Here is a 20,763-nt window from a genome sequence, read left to right on the forward strand (position 1 = left end):
TTAGCTATGCAACAAGTACATCAGTTCCGCGTGGTCCTCGGTGGCCGTGCCGTCCTGCAGGCGGGCATCGACGCCCAGGCGACTGCCGCCATCCAGCCGCACGCCAGTCATGTCCTGTGCGCGCTGCACCAGATACACTTCCCAGGTCAGGCCGGCGCCGCAGTGCAGCGCCAGCATGGCCGCCAGTTGCCGCGCGCCAGCTCTGCCGGGCAAAAAATCCTCGTAACGCCCCTTGTCCAACGGACCGATGCGCAGACGGGCGCGGCCGTCGCAACCGTAGCAGCGCGCTCCCAGCATCACGCCGCCGTCCAGCGCCACGTGGGCACGGCCCAGTTGCGCCTGGTCTTGCGCCGGCAGCGCGCGCCATTCGCCGATCAGCGGCTGCACCTCGACCGGCACGCCGAAGTATTCCGAGTACATGCCCTCCAGCAGCGCGGCCGGCGCCGCGCGGGCGCGGATCTGCATGGCGTAGAAGGCGATGGTTTCGCGGGCGATGCCGCCGCTGTCCTCGCCGACGCGGGAGACGCCGGCCAGCGCGTTGAGCAAGGCCATGAATGCGTCTTCCGCGCATTCCGGCCGGTGCCTGGTCCAGGCTTCGTAAAACAGGGCGACCGGCCGGTGCGACAGCAGATCGAGAAACGCGCGCGGGCCGCCATCGTTGGCACTGCGCTCATGACGTCCGATGCGTTCCGAGTAATGCAGCGGCAGCACGCCCTGGCTACCGAGCAAGCCCATGAACGCCGGCGTGACGCGCACGCCAGTATCGTCGCTGCTGATGTTCTCGATCTGGTTGGGCGGAAAGCTCATGCCCAGCCGGTTGCGGCAGCGCACCGCGCCCGGCCGCCATTGCTCGAGCAGCCGCATCGCCTGGAAGAATTCGAAGCGCTGCGGCGCGGCCAGCAGGCGGCCGATCACGCCAGCGGCAGCAGGCCGTTGCGAGGTGGGCATCGCAAGAGCTCCTTTCCACTGGCGTGCGACAGCACCACCAGCCGGGTAAAGCTGTTCAGGTGCACATGCAGGCTGAACAGGTGGTCGAGTAGCTGGGCAAAAGCGTGCAGGCTCATGCCGGCATAGGCGTCCTCGTCCAGCGACACATGGATTTCCACGCCGCGCAGATAGGCGTTGCCCTGCGCCTGCCGCAGCCAGGCCGTCGCCGGCCTTTGCGACAGTGCGGTGATGCCGTCGATCAGCCGCTGCGCGACCAGGCTGTCCGGATGCGCGTATAGCCGCAGCATGGCGGTCAGGGCCGGCAAGCCTTCCTGCGTCAGCGAGCGGTGGTTCAGCGCCAGCTGGGCGATCAGGCCCCACTGCCGGCTGTCCAGACGGTACGACAGCGTCGGCCGCCGCAGCAGGCGGATGGGGAAGCTGGCGATGCAGGTCTCCGTGTTCAGGTCGCCGCCGGCGCGGCCGTATGGCAGCCCATGCGGCAGGTTGCGGTCGGTACAGGTCAGGTGCACCGAGGCGGTGCCGCCATCCAGGCGCAGCGGTGAGAAGTCGCGGTCGACCAGCGTCAGCGTGTGTTCCAGACCGGGCGGCATCAGGTCGTCACGCTGGGACAGCCAGTAATGTCCTTTCCTGCCGGGCTGGCCATGGCGCAGCGAGTGACAAGGGAAGAATTCGGTGACCGCACTGCCGTCGCCGGCGTTGCGCACCATCTGTACAGTGTCGACGCTGTAGATGTCGCAGGCGCCGCTTTCGTCCACCAGCAGCGGGTAGCTGCTGCTGGTGTGCGTGATGCGGATCGGCGTGGCGGCGTGCGGGAACAGGTTGATCACCGGCGTGCAGGCCGGCACCAGGTTATCGGCGCACAGCGTGCGCAGCATGCGCGTGACAGGCGCGTCGGGACGGATGTCGGCCAGCAGCAGCCGCAGCGTCAGGCGCGCGCAGCCATCCGGACTGGCCGCCAGCAGCGCCGCCAGGTCGATGTCGGCAAAGTCGAATTTTTCGGGGAAGGCGAAGTATTCGCTCAGCAGGCGGTAGGCGGCGTGTTCGGACGGCGCGGCCGGCAGCAGCGCCTCCTCGGGCGCGAAGCCGACCGGCGCCAGCGGCAGCCGTTCCAGCATCCGCCAGTGGCCGTCCGCTTCCACGCAGGCACAGGCGGTCTGCATGAACAGCGCGTCGCGCAGGGCGGCGCGCAGCGAGCTGTCGCCGTCGATGAAGACGCGCAGCCGGTCGATGCCCGCCTCCCTCAGGCTGCGCGCCGCGCCGGTGCTGGCGAGGGTGATGCAGATGGCGACGCCGGCCTCCGCGGGCAGCGTCAGCGTGGCCGGCAGCTGCGGGTAGGGTTCCAGCTGCACCGCGGCGATCGTCACCGGCGCCACCGTCACATCGTAGACGGTGCGGAAGCGGCACACGGCGGCGCTGTGACCGAACGACTTCATGGCGGTGCCGCGCGGCATGACGCGCGCCGCGCCGAGTTCGCTGACGCGCGCGCCGCTGTAGTCGATGCGGGCGATGGAGCAGGACGGGATCGGCCGCAAATAATGCGGATACAGCATCGCCAGCAGCGCGTCGGTGAAGTGGGCGTAGCCATCGTCCAGCAGCCGCGCCACGCGCGCGTTCAGGAAGGCCGACGCCTGGATCAGCCGCTCGACGTGGGGATCGGCGCAGGTTTCGCCGCGGATCTGCAGGCTGCCCGCCAGCTTGGGATAGCGTCCCGCGAACTCGGCGCCGGCGCGCCGCAGCAGGCTCAACTCACGTTCGTAATAGGGCAGCAGTTTTTCCATCTCGCGCATCCATCGCAGGCGGGCGTCCCGCCATCGGGATGGCCCAGGCTGTCGATCATGTCACGACGGAAAATCATTCCTTTGAGAAAACACAAGCGCCGGTAACTTCAGACCTACCAGTCGTCGGCAGGCGGCGGCTGGCAGGTCTTCAGTTGCTTGACGTCCTGGAACGCCGCCAGATCGCGTTCGGTGGCGGCCAGCATGCGGCGCATCTGTTCCGCCTCGTCCTCCACATGACGCAAGACGGCTTGCGGTGTCAGCGCCCGATCCGACCAGGTGAACAGCGCCCACTCGTAGCGCAGCAGGTGGCTGATGCCGAACAGATCGCGCTGCAGTTCGTTGACTCCGCCGCCAGGCGCTGCTCGCGCTTGCCAGTACGCTTGGGCTTGCCAGATGTCGGAGGCGCGCGGCGCGGCGGCGGTGGCCCCAAGGGAATGCTCAGCAACAACAGCTATCCGCCCTGACGAGCGGGGAGCACGCGGTCTACGACGGTTCGCGCGGCAACGCCTGGGGCCAGCCCGTGCGGCTGGAGACCGACCTGGTGCTGCTGCACCAGATCGGCAACCCCACCTTCCAGCAAAGGATGCTGCGCGACGGGGTGCCGCTATGCCTTACTTCGTGATGCGATCCCAGCCGTGCTTCACGGCATCCTTGAACTTGTCCCAGCTCGATTGCGGGTTCTGCGCTTCCCAGGTGCTGCGCAGTTCCGGCTCGACGTCGTTCCATTCCTTGTCGCGGTAACCGGGATTGCCGGCCAGCGATTCGCCATGGCGGTAGGCCGGGTCATATTCCTGGAAGGTGCCGCCGGTGTAGGTCTTTTCCCAGTGCGAGCGGAAGTAATCGTCCTCGGCGTCCTCGTTGCGGCCGGTCTGGATGTCCAGCGAGGCCTGCGCCAAACGCTCGTCGCGCGGGTAGATGCGCATGCCGCTGCGCTGCACGGTACGCTGGATGTCGGCCACCGAGGCCGCCGCCGGCGGCGTGATGGCGCCGACGTCGCCGCGCTGCATCGAGCCGCCCGCCACCGATCCCTGCTCGGAACGGGCGAACACCACCGCGTCCTCGCGCGGGATGATGCCGTGGTATTCCGGCGCGCTCTGCTGCGCGCCCTGGCTGATCTGCTGGCTGCCGTAGCTGCTGCGGGCCGCCTCGGCGCCCACCCAGCCGCTGGCGCGCCACATGGTTTCGTGTTCGTCGATGTCGATCGGGTTGAAGTCCTCGATCAGGTCTGCCGCGCGTTCGGCCGCGTCCAGCGATGCGGTTTCCAGCGACAGCACCGCGTGGCCGCGGTTCAGCGCTTCGGCATAGACGTGGCGGTCGGCATGTTCGCGGCCGATCAGGTCGCTGAACATCCGGCGCACGTTGCCCAGGATCGATTCGTCATCGTTGATGCGCGCGGTGCCGGCCGCGCTACCGGAATCGTGGATCTGGATGCTGTCGCGGTCATAACCGCTGTGCACCAGTTCGTCGCGGGCCAGGTTGGCCTCGGCCCGGGTTTCAAATACGGCTGCCAGAGTGTGGGTCATGATGTGCTCCTGGTTTGAGACAGATGAGGTCGAGTATCGGCTTCAGTCTACGGTTTACCCGTGCAGACCAGCGCCCGTTTGCCGCAAGGAAAATCACGCGGCGGCCAGCGCCTGTTGCAGCGCCTGGTTGAAGGCCGGAATGTCGTCCGGCTTGCGGCTGGTGATCAGCTTGCCGTCCACCACCACTTCCTGGTCGCTCCATTCGGCACCGGCGTTGCGCAGGTCGAGTTCCAGGCTGGGCCAGCTGGTCATGTGCTTGCCCTTGGCCAGATCGGCGTCGATCAGGGTCCACGGACCGTGGCAGATGGCGGCGATCGGCTTGTTCTCGCGGCCGAACTCGCGGATGAAGGTGATCGCCTCGGTGTGCAGGCGTAGCTGGTCCGGGTTGGCCACGCCGCCCGGCAGCACCAGCGCGTCGAAATCGGCCGGGCGGGCGTCGCGCACGTCCAGTTCCACCTTGAACTTGCTGCCCGGCGCCATGTGCTGGAAGCCCTGGATCTCGTCGCCCTGGTGCTTGGGCGACACCAGCGTGACCTTGGCGCCCTGCTCCTCGAGGAAGCGGCGCGGCTGCTCGTATTCCACCTGCTCGACGCCGTCGGTCATCAGCACCGCGACGCGCTTGTCTTGCAATGGCTTGGCCATGATGTAACTCCATGCTGAGTTTGGGGAGGTGTCAGGGTGCCACACCGGTCCCGGCTTGCATGTGCGGTCACCCACACTGGCAGGCTATAATGGCCGCATGATCTTATCATTCCGACATCTTCCATTGCTGCTGGCCGCGCTGTCGGTCGATGTCCTGGCGGGGCCGGGCGAGCTGGTGATGCTGGCGCCGCTGGACCAGGCGATGCCGATCGCGCGCCTGCACCGCGGCGCGCTGGCCGGCGGCATCGTCAAAGATGTGGGCGATGCGCTGGCGCGGCGTCTGGGCCGGCGCGCGGTGTACCTGAACGCCGCCGCGCCCGACGTCGCGCCGCTGCTCGGCGCCGGCCGCGCCGACGCCATGTGCTACGTGCTGCCGTTCTGGATCGACGGCGACTACAACTGGAGCGTGCCGCTGCTGCCGGACGCCGAGATGGTGGCCGCGCGCCACGAGGCGCCGCGCCTGCGTTCGCTCAAGGATCTGAAGGACAAGCCGGTCGGCACCGTCAGCGGCTACCGCTACCCGCGCGTGCAGCAGGTGCTGGGCGAGCGCTTCCAGCGGGTCGACGCCGCCAACATGGAGCAGAACCTGCGTCAGGTCATGACCGGCAAGGTGCAGTACGCGATGCTGAGCGAAGCCACCCTGAACTACCTGCACCGCAGCCAGCCCGGCCTGCGGCTGCGCGCCGAGCTGGTGTTTTCCGCCTACCGCGCGCAGTGTGCGTTCTCGCGGCGGTCGGCCATCCCCTTCGACGAGGTGGGCCGCGCCATCGACGGCCTGATCAAGGACGGCAGCATCGACCAGATCCTGGCGCGCTACCGCTGAGCGTCAGCCGCCGACGACGCTGTAACCGGCGGCGGAGGCCAGCCGTGGATATTAGTCGCCGCCCTGAACGGCGTCGAACACACCGTACTTTTTGCCATTAGCCAAAATGTAGTCACGCAAAACACGCGACAAGTGGCGGAATATAAAGTGGCTCGTCATTGTTCGGCGTACAGATGGAAGGGGGATCGGCGCTGCCCCACCATCGCTACTGTCGTTCAACCGGCTACTGGATGCCGGCGCGGCATCGCCGGTGCTGTCGAGTCGATAGCTGACGCCCTTGTCGTCTGAATCATTATCGGGCTCAGGAACCGTAAAGCGTGTAGTCGAAACCTTTGCCGATGATGCTGGCGACATTCGTGTGATTTTCATTGCTTTCGCTGAAGGCCACCAGTGCGTCCTCGCGGCTCAGGCTGCCGTGCAGCTGGTCCAGCCAGTGCGCCAGGCCGGCCGCCTCGGGATCGCGGTGCAACACGTTCTTGTATAACAGCGTGACGAACCCGGTGTCGCTGGGGGCCGCGCCATAACGCTTGATGAACTCGTCGCTGGCGATGAAGTAGGCGGCCACCTGACTCAGGCTCATGCCCTTATCCATATTACTGATCCACAGACCCAGTCCGGCATTGTCGGGTGTGCGGTTGAAGGCGCTCTGGTACATGCGGTATGCCTGGCCGCCAGTGCCGTCGACATCGAAGGCGCGCGCGGTATTGCTGAACAGCAGGCGCTCGACGTTGGTCAGCGTATCGGTCTTGCCGCTTTCGTAGCTGCGCACGGCGAGGCTGCCATCGGTGTTGCGCGTGATGTCGTAATAGTACCAGGCCTGCTGGTAGAACACCGTATCGATCCCGGCGCCGCCATCCAGCGTGACGCCGCCGCCGCCGGGCAGATAATCATTGCCGGCAGTGCCGCTGCCGACCGGCGGCGTCACTGTGAAGCTGAACGATAGCGACGCTGCAGCCGGATTGCCGGCCAGATCGACCACACTGCCCTGCGGCAGGTTCAGTAAATAGGTTGCGCCGGGAATCAGGTACGCATGCGGATCGAAGGTGACGGTGTTACCTGCCACCGCCACCTCGGTGGCATAATTGCCTTTGACAACCGCTCCGGTGCTGTCGGTCAGCGTGATGCCGCTACCGATCATCACCGTTTCATCGAAGGTCAGTACGATCTTGGTAGCGGGCGAGGCGGTGGTCGAGCCGGCCGCCACGCTGCTGGCCAACAGCCGCGGCCCCGTGGTGTCCAGATTGGCCTGCACTTCCCGGACCGTGTATGTACCGATGCTGCCGGCCGTCACACCGTAGTTGTTGTGCACGTCCAGATAGAAATCGCCAGTGGTGCTGGCGACGTACTGGATGCGCGGATCGACACCGGCGCCGGCGTTGGTCGGAATCGCCGACGTGGCCAGGGCGCCGTTGTTGTCATTCATCAGCGTCAGCACGGCGCCGTTGGTGTCCAGGGTGCCGCCGCCGCTGTACTTGCCTTGCAAATCGAATACATACGTCCTGCCCGCATCCAGATGCACCTTGATCCAGTCATGGTCGTCACTGACGTGCAGCGTCCCATGTGCCGGTCGGTTCGGGTCGATGGCGGCGCTGGTGGCCGAGGTGGCGGCGTAATCGTCGATACCGGCGGCACTGACCTTCAAGGTATAAGCGCCGGTGACGTTCCAGGAAGAAAAGCTCAGGTAATAGTCACCGCCCTGGGTGGCGTCGAACACGCCATAGATCTTGTCGTAGCTGCCGCTGCCAGTGCGCAGGGCGACGCCGGACTGGCCATCGCTGATGCTCAGATTGCCGTAACTGCGCAGGCTGCCGTTCTCCGGATCGGGCGTCAGCTCGACGATGTAGCTCATGCCGGCAACCGTACCGAGCTTGAAGACATCCATGTCGGTGGGCAACTCCAGAGCGCCCTTCAGGGATACGCCGGCCTGGATGACGCTGGCATGCGCCTTGTCGCTGCCGTAATCGTCCGGTGTGCCCAGCTGCGCTTTCACCGTATAGCTGCCGCTATTGCCTGGGGCCGACACTTCCACGTAATAGGTGCCGCGCGCCGCCGCCTTGTAATCCAGTATGCCTGCGGTGGCGGAGTACGAGGCCGAACTGGTGGCCAGCAACTTGCCGCTGCTGTCGTACAGCTTCAGGTAGACGTTGGGGTAGTAGCTGAGCGTGCCACCCTTCTCGTTGCTGCCGTCCAGCTTGAACCAGTAATAGCCGCCGGCATTCAGGGTCACGGCGAACCAGTCGCGGTCCCCCCCACCGGCCTCCAGCGCGCCAGTGGCCGAGCCGCCCACCGCCAGACGACCGGCGCCGGCCGCGTTGGCGGCGTAATCATCCTGCGGCGCGCTGGCCGTCAGGGTATATGCGATGGCAGTATCGGTGGCATAAGTGTAGCTGGCGGAAATGTAATAACTGCCAGTCTTGCCCGGCGTATAACTGTAGGATTTGCTGCCGTAACTCAGCGATGTCAGAATGGCGCCGGCGCTGTCGCTTAACTGGCTGGACAGCGTCAGCTGGCTGGTGGCGTTGGCCAGTTCAAACAGATAAGTGACGCCGGCCTGCAAATCCAGCTTGAACATGTCCACGTCGGACGATGCCTGCACGCGGCCGCTGACCGGCGCATTCAGATCCAGTGTGGTGGCGGTATCGCGCGTACCGCCGAAATCATCCGGTTCACCGGCCGATGCCAGTAACGTATAGCCGGGCCGCGCGGTGCTGCTGCCGCTGACGTCGACGCTGTAGAGGCCGGAGACCGTGGCCTGATAGCGGAAGGTCGGCGTATCGGCACCGCCGTAGTAGGACGAGGTCGCTACCGGGTAACCGGTGTCGGGATCGCGCAAGGCGAGGGTAAACGTGCCGGCGCCCGATGGCCGCAAGCTCAGCGTATAAATCTGGCCGGCTTCGAGGTAGATCTTGAAGCGATCGACATCGCCGTTATAGTCGATGACCCCATACGCCTGGCCGCCGGCGGACAACTGCCCGGTGGTGCTGTTGTTGTCGGCATAATCGTCGGTGATGACCTGCAGGGTCTGTGTGTAGGCGCCAAGGCGGCCACTGGCGCTCACCGCCAGGTAATAGTCGCCGCTCTCGGCAACCTTGAACGGATCGTTGGTGACGAACGCCCTGATCCCGCCGGCGCCGTCATACACGGTGCGGTAGGCCCCACCGTTCGCGGCGGCCACGCCGCCGGCGTCGAACACAATGATCTGGCCCTTCTCCGCATGAAACTTGAACCAGTCAACATCGTTGACCTGCTCAAATACGGCCGCGCTGGCGACGCCGGACTGCAGGGTGGCGCGGGTGCTGCTGTTGTCGCTGTAATCGTCCGCCGCCGGAGTGCGAGCGCGCAGCGTATAGCTGCCCAGCGCACTGTACGCGGAAGCCACAACAAAAAAATCGCCGCTCACCGCCGCGGTGAATTGCAGCGTGCCCATGCTATCGGCGGCATAACCGGAGTACAGCGTGCCGCTGCCGTAAGGATTGTTGCCCTTGCTGTCCATCAGGGTGAAATAAAATGATCCGTCCGCTGGCAGCGTGCCGTCGCCGCTGGCCGCACCGCTCAGGGTCAGGATATAGGTCGCCCCCGCCTTGAGCGAGAGCTTGAACCAATCACTGTCATAGGCGGTTTCAAACTCCCCGCGGGCGCTGCCGCCCACGCCGAGTCTGCCGGTGGTGGCTATGGTGGCGCTGTAGTCGTCGGCCATGGGTCAGGTTCCGTAAGGTGTGTAATTGAAGCCATTGCCGATGATGGTGGCGACATTGGCGTGGTTTTCCGCGCTTTCGCTGAAGGCCACCAGCGTGTCAGCGCGGCTCAGGCCGCCGTGCAGCTGGTCCAGCCAGTGCGCCAGGCCGGCCGCCTCGGGCGCGCGGTGCAGCACGTTCTTGTACAGCAGCGTGACAAAATCGGTGTCGCTGGGCGCCGCGCCATAGCGCTGGCGGAACTCGTCGCTGGCGATGAAGTAGCCGGCCACCTGGTTCAGGCTCATGCCCTGGTCCATGTTGCTGATCCACAGGCCCAGGCCGGCGTTGTCGGGCGTGCGGTTGAAGGCGCTCTGATACATGCGGTAAGCCTGGCCGCCGACGCCCTCGATGTCCAGCGCCCGCGCGCCATCGCTGAACTGCAAGCGTTCGATATTGGTCAGGTGGTCGGTGGCGCCGCTGACGTTGTGATGCACCGCGACGCTGCCGTCGGCATTGCGCGTGGTGGTGAACCGCGATGCCGCCTGATCGTAATATACGGTGTCGACACCGGCGCCGCCGTCCAGGCTGACGCTGCCGCCACCGAGGAAATAGTCATTCCCCACCGTGCCGCTGCCGACCGGCGCCACCACCGTGAAGCCGAGGCTCCGTGGCGCGGCCGCATTGCCGGCCAGGTCGAGCACGCTGCCTTGCGGCAGATTCAGGATGTAGCTTTTGCCCGGGGTCAGATAGGCGTGCGGATCGAAGGTGATGGTGTTCCCCGCCACCACGATCTGGGCGCCGGCATTGCCTGCCACCACCACGCCGGCGCTATCGGTCAGCGTGATCGGGCCGCCCGCCATGACCGTTTCATCGAAGGTCAGCACGATCTTGCCGACCGGCGCGACCCCGGTGGCGCCAGCCGCCACGCTGCTCGCCAGCAAGCGGGGGCCGCTCGTGTCGAGGTTGGTCTGCACGGCGGACAGCGTATAGGTGCCAACGCTGTCGACGCTGGCGCCGTAGTTGTTGTGCACGTCCAGGTAGAAGTCGCCGGTGACGCTGGCCACGTATTTGATGCGCGGATCGCTGCCGCCGCCGCCGCCGGGAATGCTGGCGGTGGCGACGCTGCCGCCGCCGGCGTTCAGCAAGCTGAAACTGGCAAGCGCCGTGTCCAGCGTGCCGCCGCCGCTGTAGCGGCCCTGCAGATCGAACACGTAGGTGCGGCCCGCATCGAGGTGGACCTTGATCCAGTCGCGGTCGTCGCTGACGTGCAGCGCGCCCTGCAGCGGCCGGGCGATCTCCAGCACGCCGCGCGTGCCGGTGTTGGCCGCATAATCGTCCGCGCCGCCCGGGCGCACGGACAGGGTGTAACCGGTGTTGACCTGGTAGTAGGAAGAACTCTGGATATCCAGGTAATAATCCCCGCCCTGATCGGCGTCGAACACGCCATAGGTCTTGTTGCCTGAACTGCCGAGGATGCGGAAATTCACGCCGAACTGCCGGCTGTCGCTGACGTCGACGGCGCCGGCGTAGGCGCTGCTGCCGTCGCTGGTGGCGTCGGGTGTCAGCTCGACGATATAGCTCATGCCCGCAACTGTGTTCAGCTTGAACACGTCCTTGTCACCGCTCATTTGCAGCGCGCCCTTGAGCGGGACGCCAGCCACGATGGCGGCGGCGTGGCTGGCGTCGTTGCCGTAGTCGTCCGGAACGCCGAGCTGCGCCTTGACGGTATAGCTGCCGCTGCCACCCGAGGTGGATACGTCCAGGTAATACACGCCGCGCGCGGGCGCCTTGAAGTCCAGCGTGGCCGCGGTGGCCGAGCCCGGATCGAGGTCCGTTGCGGCCACGACCTTGCCACTGGCGTCCATCAGCCGCAAGTTACCGGAGGACAGCGTGCCGCCGTTTTCGTGCTCGCCTGCCAGTGTGAACCAGTAATAACCGTCCGCGTCCAGCGTGGCGGCGAACCAGTCGCGGTCTCCGGCGGATTCCAATGTCCCCTTTTTCGTGCCCCCCACCAGCAAGCGGCCGGCGCCGCTGACATTGGCGGCATAATCGTCCTCCGCCTTGCTGGCCGTCAGCGTGTAGGGCAAGTCGCCGGGAAACGCCCGGTAGTTGTAATCGGTGGCCAGGTAATAACTGCCATCCTGGCTCGGCGTATAGCTGTAGGACTTGTCGCCGTAGAACCAGCTGGATACGCTGGCGCCTTTGTTGTCGTACAACGAGATGTAGATTGCGGCCTTGCCCGCGTCCAGCGCAAAGCTGTAGGTGATGCCCGCTTTCAGGTCCAGCTTGAACATGTCCACATCACGCACCGACTGCAAGTGGCCGGTGAGTGGGACATCCAGCGGCAGCGCGCCGGCCGTCTCGCGCGTGCCGCCAAAGTCGTCCGCCACGCCGGTCGACGCGGACAGCACGTAGGAAGGCCGGTTGCTCACGGTACCGCTGACGCCGACGCCATACACACCGGTCTGGGTGGCCAGGTAGTACACCTCCAGCGTACCGTCAGCGGCCGGATTGAAGTCCAAAAGCGCATAATCGTTGCCGGGCTCGTAAACCGCCAGACTGATGCCGCTGGTGTCATTGCTGGACAAGCGCAAATTCAGCTTATAAACCTGGCCAGCTTCCATCTGCATCAGGAAGCGGTCGTTATCGCCGTAAAAATCCAGCGTGCCCGACACCTGCGAACCGGCGGCCAGCTGGCCGGTCGTGGTCTTGTCGCCCGCGTAGTCGTCCGTTATAAGCTGCATGGTTTGCGTGTACGCGCCCAGGCGGCTGTTTGCCTTGACCGATAAAAAGTAGTCCCCGCTCTGGGTCACCACGAATGGCCCGTTGGTGACATTGGCCTGCAACACGCCGGCGGCATCGTACACGGCGCGCGCGGCATTGTTGCCGTGCCAGAGGCCCGCCACGCCGTCGGCATCGAACGTGATGAGCTGCCCTTTCTCGGCGTGAAAGCGGAACCAGTCGGTGTCGGCCGCGCTCTCGAACACGGCGGACGTGGCCACGCCGGCCTGCAGCGTGCCGGTGGTGCGGGCATTATCGGCAAAGTCGTCCGGCGCCGGCGTGGTGACGCTGACCGTATAGCTGCCGAGGCTATTGCCATTGTTGGATACGGAAAAAAAATAGTCTCCGCCCACGGAGGGCATGAACTGCGCCACCGCGCTGTTGCCATCCGCATACATGCTGAAGAAATCGCCGAAGGTCGCGTTGCCCTTGCCATCATTCACATTCAGATACGCGCCGGCCGTGCCGGCAAAGGTACCATCGCCGCTGGCCGCGCCGCGTAGCGTGAATATGTAGTTGACGCCGGCCTTGAGCGAAATCCTGAACCAGTCGCCGTCATAACTGGTGTCGAACTCACCGCTGGCGCTGCCGCCGACAGTCAGCCGGCCGGTAGTGGAAATGTTCGCGCTATAGTCGTCCGCCATATTTGGTGATAATTAAATCTTTACTTTAATTTACACATGATATCAACGTTGCTGAACAGTAAACCTATCGAATACTCACGGCGCTGGAATTAATGTCAAGGTGAACGACGGCGCACGTGGCGCGCGGGCTGGCTGAACATTCAGACCGCCAGCGTGTCGGCCCAGATGTTGCGCGCCCAGTTCAGCGCATATTCGCCTTCCAGCGGGCTGGGGCCGGAGGAGACGCCGCCGGAGCCGGACACCACCAGCAGCGTCTTCTTGTCCGCATCGTAGGCATGGACCGAGGCGACGTGAATCACCTCGTGGTCGGAGACGAAGCTGTAGCAGGTGTTGGTCAGCATCGGCTGGGCACCGGGCGCGCGGCCGCCGAGCAGGTCCACCACGGCCGCCGCGCACACCTTGGCGTGCTGGTTGGCCATGTGCGCGGACTTGGGCATCAGCGGCGCGACGGCGATGGCGTCGCCGAGCACGTGGATGTTGTTCGCCTGCGTCGATTCAAAGGTCAGGAAATCGACCGCGCACCAGCGCGCGTTGGCGTTGGCCAGTCCGCTGCGCACGGCGATGCTGCCGGCGCGCTGCGGCGGAATCACGTTCAGCACATCGGCCCGCACCTGGTCGCCCAGCTCGGAGATGGCGCTGCGGCTGGCCGCATCCACGTCGGCGGTGCGGAAGGCCGGACGGTATTCGATGATGCCGCCATAGCGCTCCTTCCACACCTTCTTGAACAGCGGCCCTTTGGACACCACGTCGTCATTGGCATCGAGGATCAGGACTTTCGATTTGGGCTTGTGGCGGCTGAAGTAAAAAGCCACCTGCGAAGCGCGCTCGTATGGGCCGGGCGGGCAACGGTAAGGCGCGGGCGGGACGGTCATGGCATACACACCGCCGTCCGGCATGGCTTCCAGCTGCGCGCGCAGCGCGGTGGTCTGGGCACCGGCCTTCCAGGCATGCAGAATGCTGTCCTGCGCGCCCGGTTTGAGCATGCCTGGCAGTTCGCCCCACATGAAATCGACACCCGGCGAGACGATCAGGCGGTCGTAGCTCAGGGTCTGACCGCCGGCCAGCGCCAGCGTGCGTTTATCGGCGTCGATGGCGCTGACGGTATCGCGCACGATGCGCACGCCATGCTTGCCGGCCAGCGCATCGATCGACATGGTGAGCTCGCCGATCCGGCGCGAGCCGCCCAGCACCAGGTTGGACAGCGGGCAGGAAATGAAGCTGGCATTCGGTTCGATCAGCGTGACGTCGATGCGGTTGTCGCTCCACATGCGCACGTAACGGGCGGCGGTAGCGCCGCCATAGCCGCCGCCGATGACGACGACTTGCGGCCTGGCCTGGCCGGCGATGCTGGCGCAACCGGCCAGCGACGCGGCCACGGCGCCCGCGCCGGCGGCCTGGATGAATTGACGGCGTTGCATGCGGCCTCCCTATTTCTGCGCGGCGAAGTAGGCCGCCAGCAGTTCGATCTGTTCGTCGGTGTAGCCCTTGGCGATCTGCGTCATGATGGTCGATGGTCGCCTGCCGCTTTTAAACGCGTGCAGACTGGCCGACAGCGCCTGCCGCGACTGGCCGGCGAGGCGCGGCAGCGCACCCTCTTTCGTGTCGCCGTTGGTGCCGTGGCAGGCGACGCAGGTGGCGGCCAGACGTGCGCCTTTCGATATCTCGGGCGTCGCTGACGCCACCGGCGCCGGAGTGGCACCGCCCGCACCGTCTGCACCGACTGCGCCGGCCCGGCCACCCGCCGTCAGCGCGGCCGTCGCCGCCAGAATCACCAGAAACTTGGACAACATCATGCCTCCTCAAGGTCTCACTGCGGGTGTTTCGATCGTCATGCCCTGATCGCGCACGGCGAGCCAGGCTTCCAGGTCGGTCAATTCCTGCGCGCCCAGCGGCGGCGCTTCCGCGCGCACGCCGCTCATGCAGTTGCGCAGACGACGCTGCAAAGATCCCAGCGCCTGCCATTCCAGCCGGTAGATCGGATACGCCGCCGCATGCGCCTGCGGGATCGTGCTTCCCGCCAGCTTCCTGCCCGATTGCTGGTCGTGGCACTGCGCGCATGACAGATTCAGCTGGCCGATGCGCTGCCGGTACAGCTGTTGGCCGCGCGCGGCGGATGCCTTGGTGCCGGCATCCCGCGGCGGCGTCACCGGCATGCCGCGCGACTGCATGGCCACATAGGCTTCCATGCCGAGCAAGTCCTCGCTCTCCAGCTTCCACGCGGCGGCTTGCTGTCTGCGCTCTCGGCACAGGTTGATGCGCCGACCGAGGTTGACCACCGCGCCGCTCTCCGTGTCGAACGCGGGAAAGCGCGCGGCGACACCGCGCATGCTGCTGCGCGCATCGCCATGACAGTCGGCGCAGGATTTGGCGCTGCCGCCGGCTTTGACGCGCCATTGCGCTTCGCCGCCGCTGATCCACAGCATGGCCGGATTCTGCGCATCGTCGCGCTGCATGGCCTGCGTGGCGGGGCTCATGAAATCGGCGCCCGAGCGGCGCTCGCCGGTTGGCAAGTCGGCACCTGCCGCCATCGCTGCGGCCGGCAGCGAACCGCTTGCGCTGGCGATCAAGGCCATGGTCGCGATGGCGGCTTTCGCCGCGACCGGCATTGCGGCGGTCATTGCGCATCTCATGCCGCGCTCACCGTCAGGTTCATTTTTTCGGTATGGGCGAAGCCGTTGTCGCCCTCCCAGCTGAATTCCAGCGTGCCGCTCTCCGTGGCGACGGTGAAGAATGCGATGTAGGGATTGGCCGATATCGCTTGATGCAGTTCGCCGGCAAACACCTGTTCGCCGTTATAGCGGCAGGTGAAGCGGCGGATGATATCGCGCGGCAGCGGCTTGCCGTCGGCGCCGACGCGATAGCCGGTTTCCATCGGATGGCCGATCAGCGCGCGGATTTCGATCACCTCGCCGCGTCTGGCGCTGGGCGGCATGTGGATCAGCGCGCGGGCCATCAGGGCGCCTCCCCTTCGACGCACGCGGCCAGCACGACGATCACATCGACCGCCTGCGACCAGCAGCTGCCGTCGCTGAGCTTTGCCACCGCCATCAGCCGCTGCGAGGTCGCCAGCCGGATGCGGGTCGAGATTTCCGCCTTGCCCGCGCGTGGCCCCAGCGTGAACACGGCCACGTCGGTCTGCGGGTTCTTTTCGGTGAAGAGGGCGATGGCGCTGACGTGATCGAGGGCGCTCATCGGACTCTCCACGCTGACCGTGATGGGCACGGCGTTGCCGTTGTCGATCAGTTGGGCGATGTCGAATCTGACCTTGCCGGCTTGCGGCGTGACGCCACCGGTGAACTTGCCGATGGCAGCCGCCATGTCGGCCGGTGTGGCGGCTGCGGGGCGGACCAGCGCCAGCATCACCGCGCCGGCGCCGGCGGCCAGCAGGTCGCGGCGCTTCATGATGCCGGCTCCCTCAGCGTCTGCAGCCAGGCCACCACATCCTCGATCTGCTGAGCGTCGAGAATGGTTTTGCCCTGGTAAGCCGCCGCCACGCGGTTCAGTCCCTCCGTCCGGTAGTACGAAGGCATGATGCTCGACGGGTTGAAATGACCGGCATCGACGATGCGCAAGCGCAGCTGCGCGGCCGACCAGCGCGCACCGGCGCCTTGCAGATCGGGTGCCAGATTGCCCTGGAAGCGTTCTTCAGGAATCGGACCGGTATGGCACAACAGGCACAGGCCCACCTGACGATTGGCCACGATGGCGCGGCCGCGCGCGGCATCGCCAGGCGCCGCGCCGGCCAGCAGCGCGGGGATGCCGTCGCCTTTGATGACGTAGCCCGGCGAGACGGCACCGGCGGCCCGGGGAAGCTGCGCCGTCATGTCCCCGGCTTGCTGCAGCGGCGACGCTGCGCCGGCCGATGGCGGCGGCATCGCCCACGCGGCGGACAGCAACGCCGGAGACAGCGCCAGCGCCCACGCAAGCAGCAGCGCGGCTGGAGCCATCGCCCCTCCCACGCTGCCGTCGCGATGCCTGGCCATCGCTAGGCCTTCTTCACCAGGCTGTGATTCTTCAGCGGCAGATCACGCACCCGCTGGCCGGTGGCGGCGAAGATCGCGTTCAGCACCGCCGGCGCAGCCACCGCGATGGTCGGCTCGCCCACGCCGCCCCAGAAACCGCCCGACGGCATGATGATCGACTCCACCTTCGGCATCTCCTCCAGCTTCATCACCTGATAGGTATCGAAGTTCTGCTGCTCCATCTGGCCGTCCTTCAGCGTGCATTCGCCGTACAGCGCGGCCGACAGGCCATACACGAACGAGCCCTCCACCTGGGCCTCGATCTGCTGCGGATTGACGGCATACCCCGGATCGGTGGCGGCGACGATGCGGTGGATTTTCACCTTGCCCGTCTTGCGGTCCACCGACACCTCGGCGCAGGCGGCCACGTAGCTGCCGAAGCCCATGGTCTGTGCCAGCCCGCGATACACACCCTTCGGCGCCGGCTTGCCCCAGCCGGCCTTCTCCGCCACCGCGTTCAGCACCGCCAGGTGCTTGGGATGATCGGCCATCAGCTTGCGGCGGAAGGCCAGCGGGTCCTGTCTGGTCGCATGCGCCAGCTCGTCCATGAAGCACTCGAGATAAATCGTGTTCTGGTTCAGGTTCACACCGCGCCAGAAGCCGGCCGGTACCGGCGGATTGCGCATCGCATGGTCCACCAGCAGATGCGGGAAACTGTAGCCGATCGACGCCTCCGGTCCCGGCGCGTTCAGCCCCTGGAACACCACCGGGTCCTTGCCGTCCTTGAGCGTGGAGCCCAGCGAGGCCAGGATCGACTGGCCGGCAATCCGCATATGCAGCGCCGTCACATTGCCCCTGGCATCCAGGCCGGCGGTCAGCTTGCACTGCGTGATCGGGTGATAGCGGCCGTGCAGCATGTCTTCCTCGCGCGACCAGATCAACTTGATGGGCGTGCCGGGGAATTCCCTGGCGATCTTCACCACCTGCGTCACCCAGTCGTGCGTGGCGCCGCGCCGGCCGAAGCCGCCGCCGAGGTGCATCTTGTAGACGTCGCACTTGGCCGCCGGCAGACCGGCCGCTTCCGCCGTCGCCGCCAGCGCGCCTTCGCCGTTCTGGGTCGGCGTCCACACCTCGCAGCGCTCCGGGGTCCAGATCGCGGTGGCGTTCATGGTCTCCATGGTGGCATGGTTCAGCCACGGGAAGGAATACGTGGCCTCGATCTTGCGCGCGGCCGACTTGATGGCGGCCTTGGCGTCGCCGTTGGCGTTGCCGACCACCGCCTCGTCCGCATCCAGCGCCGCCTTCAGCGTGGCGGCGACATCCTTGCTGGACAGGCCGGCGTTCGGCCCTTTGTCCCACTCGATGTTGACCTTCTCCAGCGCCGACCTGGCGCGCCACCAGGTATCGGCCACCACCACCACGGCGGTGTCGCCCAACTTGAACACCTTCTTGATGCCCTTCAGGTTCTGCACCGCCGCGGCATCGAAACTCTTCACCGTGCCGCCGAACACCGGGCAATCCTTGATGGCGGCGTTCAGCATGCCGGGCAGGCGGATGTCCATGCCGTAGATCTGCGCGCCGGTGGTCTTGTCCACCGTGTCCAGGCGCGCCAGGCGCTTGCCGGCCAGCTTCCAGTCCCTGGGATCCTTCAGCATGATGTCCGCCGGCGGCGTCAGTTTGGCGGCCGCTTCGGCCACCTTGCCATAGCTAGTGGTGCGGCCGCTCGGCTTGTGCGTGATCACGCTGGACGCGGCCACGCACTCGGCGGCCGGCACCTGCCATTGGTCGGCAGCCGCCTGCACCAGCATGGTCCGTGCGATGGCGCCGCCCTTGCGCACATACTCGTGCGACTCGCGCACGCCGCGGCTGCCACCGGTGGAGAACGAACCCCACACGCGCTTGCGCGCCAGATTCTGGCCCGGCGACGGATACTCGGTGACGACCTTGCTCCAGTCGGCATCCAGCTCCTCGGCCACCAGCTGCGCCAGGCCGGTCAGCGTACCCTGCCCCATCTCGGAGCGGGCGATGCGGATCACGATGGTGTCGTCGGGCTTGACCACCACCCAGGCGTTCACCTCCGGCGTCGCCCCGGAGGCGCCCTTGGCGATCGGCTTCTGTTCGGCCGCCGCCATGGCGTCGAACGGGATGTGGAAGGCGACCACCAGGCCACCGGCCAGCTTGAGGAAATCACGGCGCGCGTTCATGCCTTGCTCCCTTCGACGCGCTCGATCGACAAGCCGGCGCTGGCCGGATCGCCGCCGCGCACGGCCACGTGGATCGCCTTGCGCACGCGGTTGTAGGTGCCGCAGCGGCAGATATTGGTCATCGCCTCATCGATGTCGGCGTCGGTGCATTTCGGTTTCTGGCGCACCAGCGCGGCGGCGGCCATGATCATGCCGGACTGGCAGAAACCGCACTGCGGCACATCCAGCGCCGCCCACGCCTTCTGGATCGGGTGTGAGCCGTCCGGCGACAAGCCCTCGATGGTGGTGACCTTCTGCTGCGCCGTGACGGCCGATGCCGGGTACACGCAGCTGCGGATGGCCTGGCCATCGATATGCACCGTGCAGGCGCCGCACTGCGCCATGCCGCAACCATACTTGGTACCGGTGAGTTCCAGCTGTTCGCGGATCACCCACAGCAGCGGCGTATCGTCCTCCGCCTCATATTCCCTTACGACGCCATTGACGTTCAGCTTGGCCATGCCTGATCTCCTGTGTGTAGGTTGCCGAATGCGACCGCGAGTGATACTACCACTGTGTTTAGCAGTTGGTAAATTTTGACTTGTATCAATGTTTTTACTGCGCTGCATCAATACACTGCCCCCATATTCAACGACGACAAGAGGTAGTGAAATGAGCAAGACCGTAGCGGCAGTACTGGCAAGCCTGGCCCTGATCAGCGGCAGCGCGGCGGCGCAGGAAACCCCATGGCTGGTGCGCGTGCGCGCCATGCATATCGACCCGGCCGACAAATCCGAGCCGGTCGGCGGCACCGGCGCTGCCGACCGCCTGAGCGTCAGCAGTAAGACGGCGCCCGAATTCGATATCTCGTACTTCTTCAGCAAAAACATCGCGACCGAGCTGGTGCTGACCTATCCGCAAAAACACGACGTCGCGCTGGATGGCGCCAACATCGGCAGCGTCAAGCACCTGCCGCCGATGCTGATGGCGCAGTATCACTTCCTGCCGGATGCGAGCTTCCGCCCCTACCTGGGCGCGGGCGTGAACTGGACCACCTTCTCGAAGAACCATCTGCTGGACGGCGCGGCCAGCCTGGAACATGACAGCGTCGGCCTGGCACTGCAGGCCGGCGCTGACGTGGCGATCGACCAACACTGGTCGATCAACTTCGACGCCAAGAAAGTGCAGATCCGCAGCGATGTGCTGATCGGCGGGGTCAAGGCCAGCCGCGTCAAGCTCGACCCGCTGCTGTTAAGCGTGGGCATCGGCTACCGCTTCTAAGAAACAAACCGGGGCGCGTGGGGCCGTTATAATGTGGCAAAGCCACCAATGGAACGTCCCATGCGCAAGATCCTGATCGTCCTGCTGCCACTGCTGCTCGCCGCCTGCGTCGACGACAGCGCGTCGTATTATGCGGACGGCCCGGTGGGCAACCATGCGCTGACCATCCACCGTGCGCAAAAGCACTTCTGGAGCAGCGACAGCCGTGTCGAACTGATCATGCAGCGCCTGCCGGACTGCATCCGCCGCATCGAACTGACCGAGATGCCGGCCGACGACGTCGAAATCGAACTGCTGTCCGGCGGCGACAACGTCTGGACCCTGCGCGCGGGCGACGAAATGTGGCAGGTGGAGACGCAGACCTGCACCCAGTATCCCGACGTCAAAGGCAACGGCGGCGAGCTGATGGGCGTATTCCGCCAGGACGGCGGCAAATTCGTCTACGAAGCCGCCGTTATCGAAACCGTCCCCGCCCAGTAATCCGGGGTCAGGTCTTCCATTGCGTCACGGGCTGTGCCGTAGCG

General features: G+C 65.9%; 18 protein-coding genes. 3 read left to right on the top strand and 15 right to left on the bottom strand.

Features of this window, described 5'->3' with window-relative positions:
* From tssG to E4L98_RS29350, 5 genes are all read right to left on the bottom strand, one after another.
* Complete coding sequence (gene tssG, locus E4L98_RS29335; RefSeq protein ID WP_135205072.1) at window positions 1-948, bottom strand: type VI secretion system baseplate subunit TssG; 948 nt, start codon at window positions 946-948, stop codon at window positions 1-3.
* The gene (gene tssF, locus E4L98_RS29340; RefSeq protein ID WP_135205073.1) at window positions 912-2,726 is read right to left on the bottom strand and encodes a type VI secretion system baseplate subunit TssF; all 1,815 of its coding nucleotides are present in this window, start codon (window positions 2,724-2,726) and stop codon (window positions 912-914) included. Before tssF ends, tssG begins: the two co-directional genes overlap by 37 nt.
* Before the next feature lie 113 nt (window positions 2,727-2,839).
* Window positions 2,840-2,968, bottom strand: coding sequence for a hypothetical protein (locus tag E4L98_RS31130; protein ID WP_267874938.1), 129 nt, complete (start codon window positions 2,966-2,968; stop codon window positions 2,840-2,842).
* Window positions 2,969-3,337: 369 nt separating this feature from the next.
* Window positions 3,338-4,249 carry a hypothetical protein gene (locus E4L98_RS29345; protein WP_135205074.1) on the bottom strand — a complete coding sequence of 304 codons (912 nt, stop codon included), beginning with the start codon at window positions 4,247-4,249 and terminating at the stop codon, window positions 3,338-3,340.
* Window positions 4,250-4,342: 93 nt separating this feature from the next.
* Window positions 4,343-4,891, bottom strand: a complete 549-nt coding sequence (locus tag E4L98_RS29350) for a type 1 glutamine amidotransferase domain-containing protein (RefSeq protein ID WP_135205075.1) — start codon at window positions 4,889-4,891, stop codon at window positions 4,343-4,345.
* Window positions 4,892-4,988: 97 nt separating this feature from the next.
* On the opposite strand from E4L98_RS29350, the gene E4L98_RS29355 reads away from it, so the two are divergent.
* Window positions 4,989-5,714, top strand: coding sequence for a substrate-binding periplasmic protein (locus E4L98_RS29355; RefSeq protein WP_135205076.1), 726 nt, complete (start codon window positions 4,989-4,991; stop codon window positions 5,712-5,714).
* A gap of 301 nt (window positions 5,715-6,015) precedes the next feature.
* On the opposite strand, the gene E4L98_RS29360 is transcribed toward E4L98_RS29355, so the two are convergent.
* From E4L98_RS29360 to E4L98_RS29405, 10 genes are all read right to left on the bottom strand, one after another.
* On the bottom strand, window positions 6,016-9,411 hold the full coding sequence (locus tag E4L98_RS29360) for a DUF4214 domain-containing protein (protein WP_135205077.1): 3,396 nt from the start codon (window positions 9,409-9,411) through the stop codon (window positions 6,016-6,018).
* Between the two features lie 3 nt (window positions 9,412-9,414).
* On the bottom strand, window positions 9,415-12,813 hold the full coding sequence (locus E4L98_RS29365) for a DUF4214 domain-containing protein (protein WP_135205078.1): 3,399 nt from the start codon (window positions 12,811-12,813) through the stop codon (window positions 9,415-9,417).
* Between the two features lie 140 nt (window positions 12,814-12,953).
* Window positions 12,954-14,231: an NAD(P)/FAD-dependent oxidoreductase gene (locus E4L98_RS29370; protein ID WP_135205079.1), complete on the bottom strand. Its 1,278-nt coding sequence runs from the start codon at window positions 14,229-14,231 to the stop codon at window positions 12,954-12,956.
* A gap of 9 nt (window positions 14,232-14,240) precedes the next feature.
* Entirely contained in the window at window positions 14,241-14,606 is a 366-nt protein-coding gene (locus tag E4L98_RS29375; protein WP_229257631.1) for a c-type cytochrome, read from the bottom strand.
* 6 nt (window positions 14,607-14,612) lie between these two features.
* Window positions 14,613-15,431, bottom strand: coding sequence for a sulfur oxidation c-type cytochrome SoxA (soxA, locus tag E4L98_RS29380; protein WP_135205081.1), 819 nt, complete (start codon window positions 15,429-15,431; stop codon window positions 14,613-14,615).
* 8 nt (window positions 15,432-15,439) lie between these two features.
* Window positions 15,440-15,766 carry a thiosulfate oxidation carrier complex protein SoxZ gene (gene soxZ / locus E4L98_RS29385; protein ID WP_135205082.1) on the bottom strand — a complete coding sequence of 109 codons (327 nt, stop codon included), beginning with the start codon at window positions 15,764-15,766 and terminating at the stop codon, window positions 15,440-15,442.
* The gene (locus E4L98_RS29390; protein WP_135205083.1) at window positions 15,766-16,215 is read right to left on the bottom strand and encodes a SoxY-related AACIE arm protein; all 450 of its coding nucleotides are present in this window, start codon (window positions 16,213-16,215) and stop codon (window positions 15,766-15,768) included. Before E4L98_RS29390 ends, soxZ begins: the two co-directional genes overlap by 1 nt.
* The gene (gene soxX / locus E4L98_RS29395; protein ID WP_229257632.1) at window positions 16,212-16,760 is read right to left on the bottom strand and encodes a sulfur oxidation c-type cytochrome SoxX; all 549 of its coding nucleotides are present in this window, start codon (window positions 16,758-16,760) and stop codon (window positions 16,212-16,214) included. The genes E4L98_RS29390 and soxX overlap by 4 nt, the downstream gene beginning before the upstream one ends.
* A 38-nt stretch (window positions 16,761-16,798) precedes the next feature.
* Window positions 16,799-18,979 carry a xanthine dehydrogenase family protein molybdopterin-binding subunit gene (locus tag E4L98_RS29400; RefSeq protein WP_135205084.1) on the bottom strand — a complete coding sequence of 727 codons (2,181 nt, stop codon included), beginning with the start codon at window positions 18,977-18,979 and terminating at the stop codon, window positions 16,799-16,801.
* A complete protein-coding gene (locus tag E4L98_RS29405) occupies window positions 18,976-19,479 on the bottom strand; it encodes a (2Fe-2S)-binding protein (RefSeq protein ID WP_135205085.1) in 504 nt (167 codons plus the stop codon). The genes E4L98_RS29400 and E4L98_RS29405 overlap by 4 nt, the downstream gene beginning before the upstream one ends.
* A 151-nt stretch (window positions 19,480-19,630) precedes the next feature.
* Between E4L98_RS29405 and E4L98_RS29410 the strand changes: the two genes are divergently transcribed.
* Together E4L98_RS29410 and E4L98_RS29415 are read left to right on the top strand one after the other, a co-directional pair.
* Complete coding sequence (locus E4L98_RS29410) at window positions 19,631-20,239, top strand: OmpW/AlkL family protein (protein WP_135205086.1); 609 nt, start codon at window positions 19,631-19,633, stop codon at window positions 20,237-20,239.
* Between the two features lie 60 nt (window positions 20,240-20,299).
* Window positions 20,300-20,719, top strand: coding sequence for a hypothetical protein (locus E4L98_RS29415; protein WP_135205087.1), 420 nt, complete (start codon window positions 20,300-20,302; stop codon window positions 20,717-20,719).
* Window positions 20,720-20,763 lie beyond the last annotated feature (44 nt).

The sequence above is a fragment of the Duganella callida genome (assembly GCF_004614165.1).
GTDB classification, from domain to species: Bacteria; Pseudomonadota; Gammaproteobacteria; order Burkholderiales; family Burkholderiaceae_D; genus Rugamonas; species Rugamonas callida.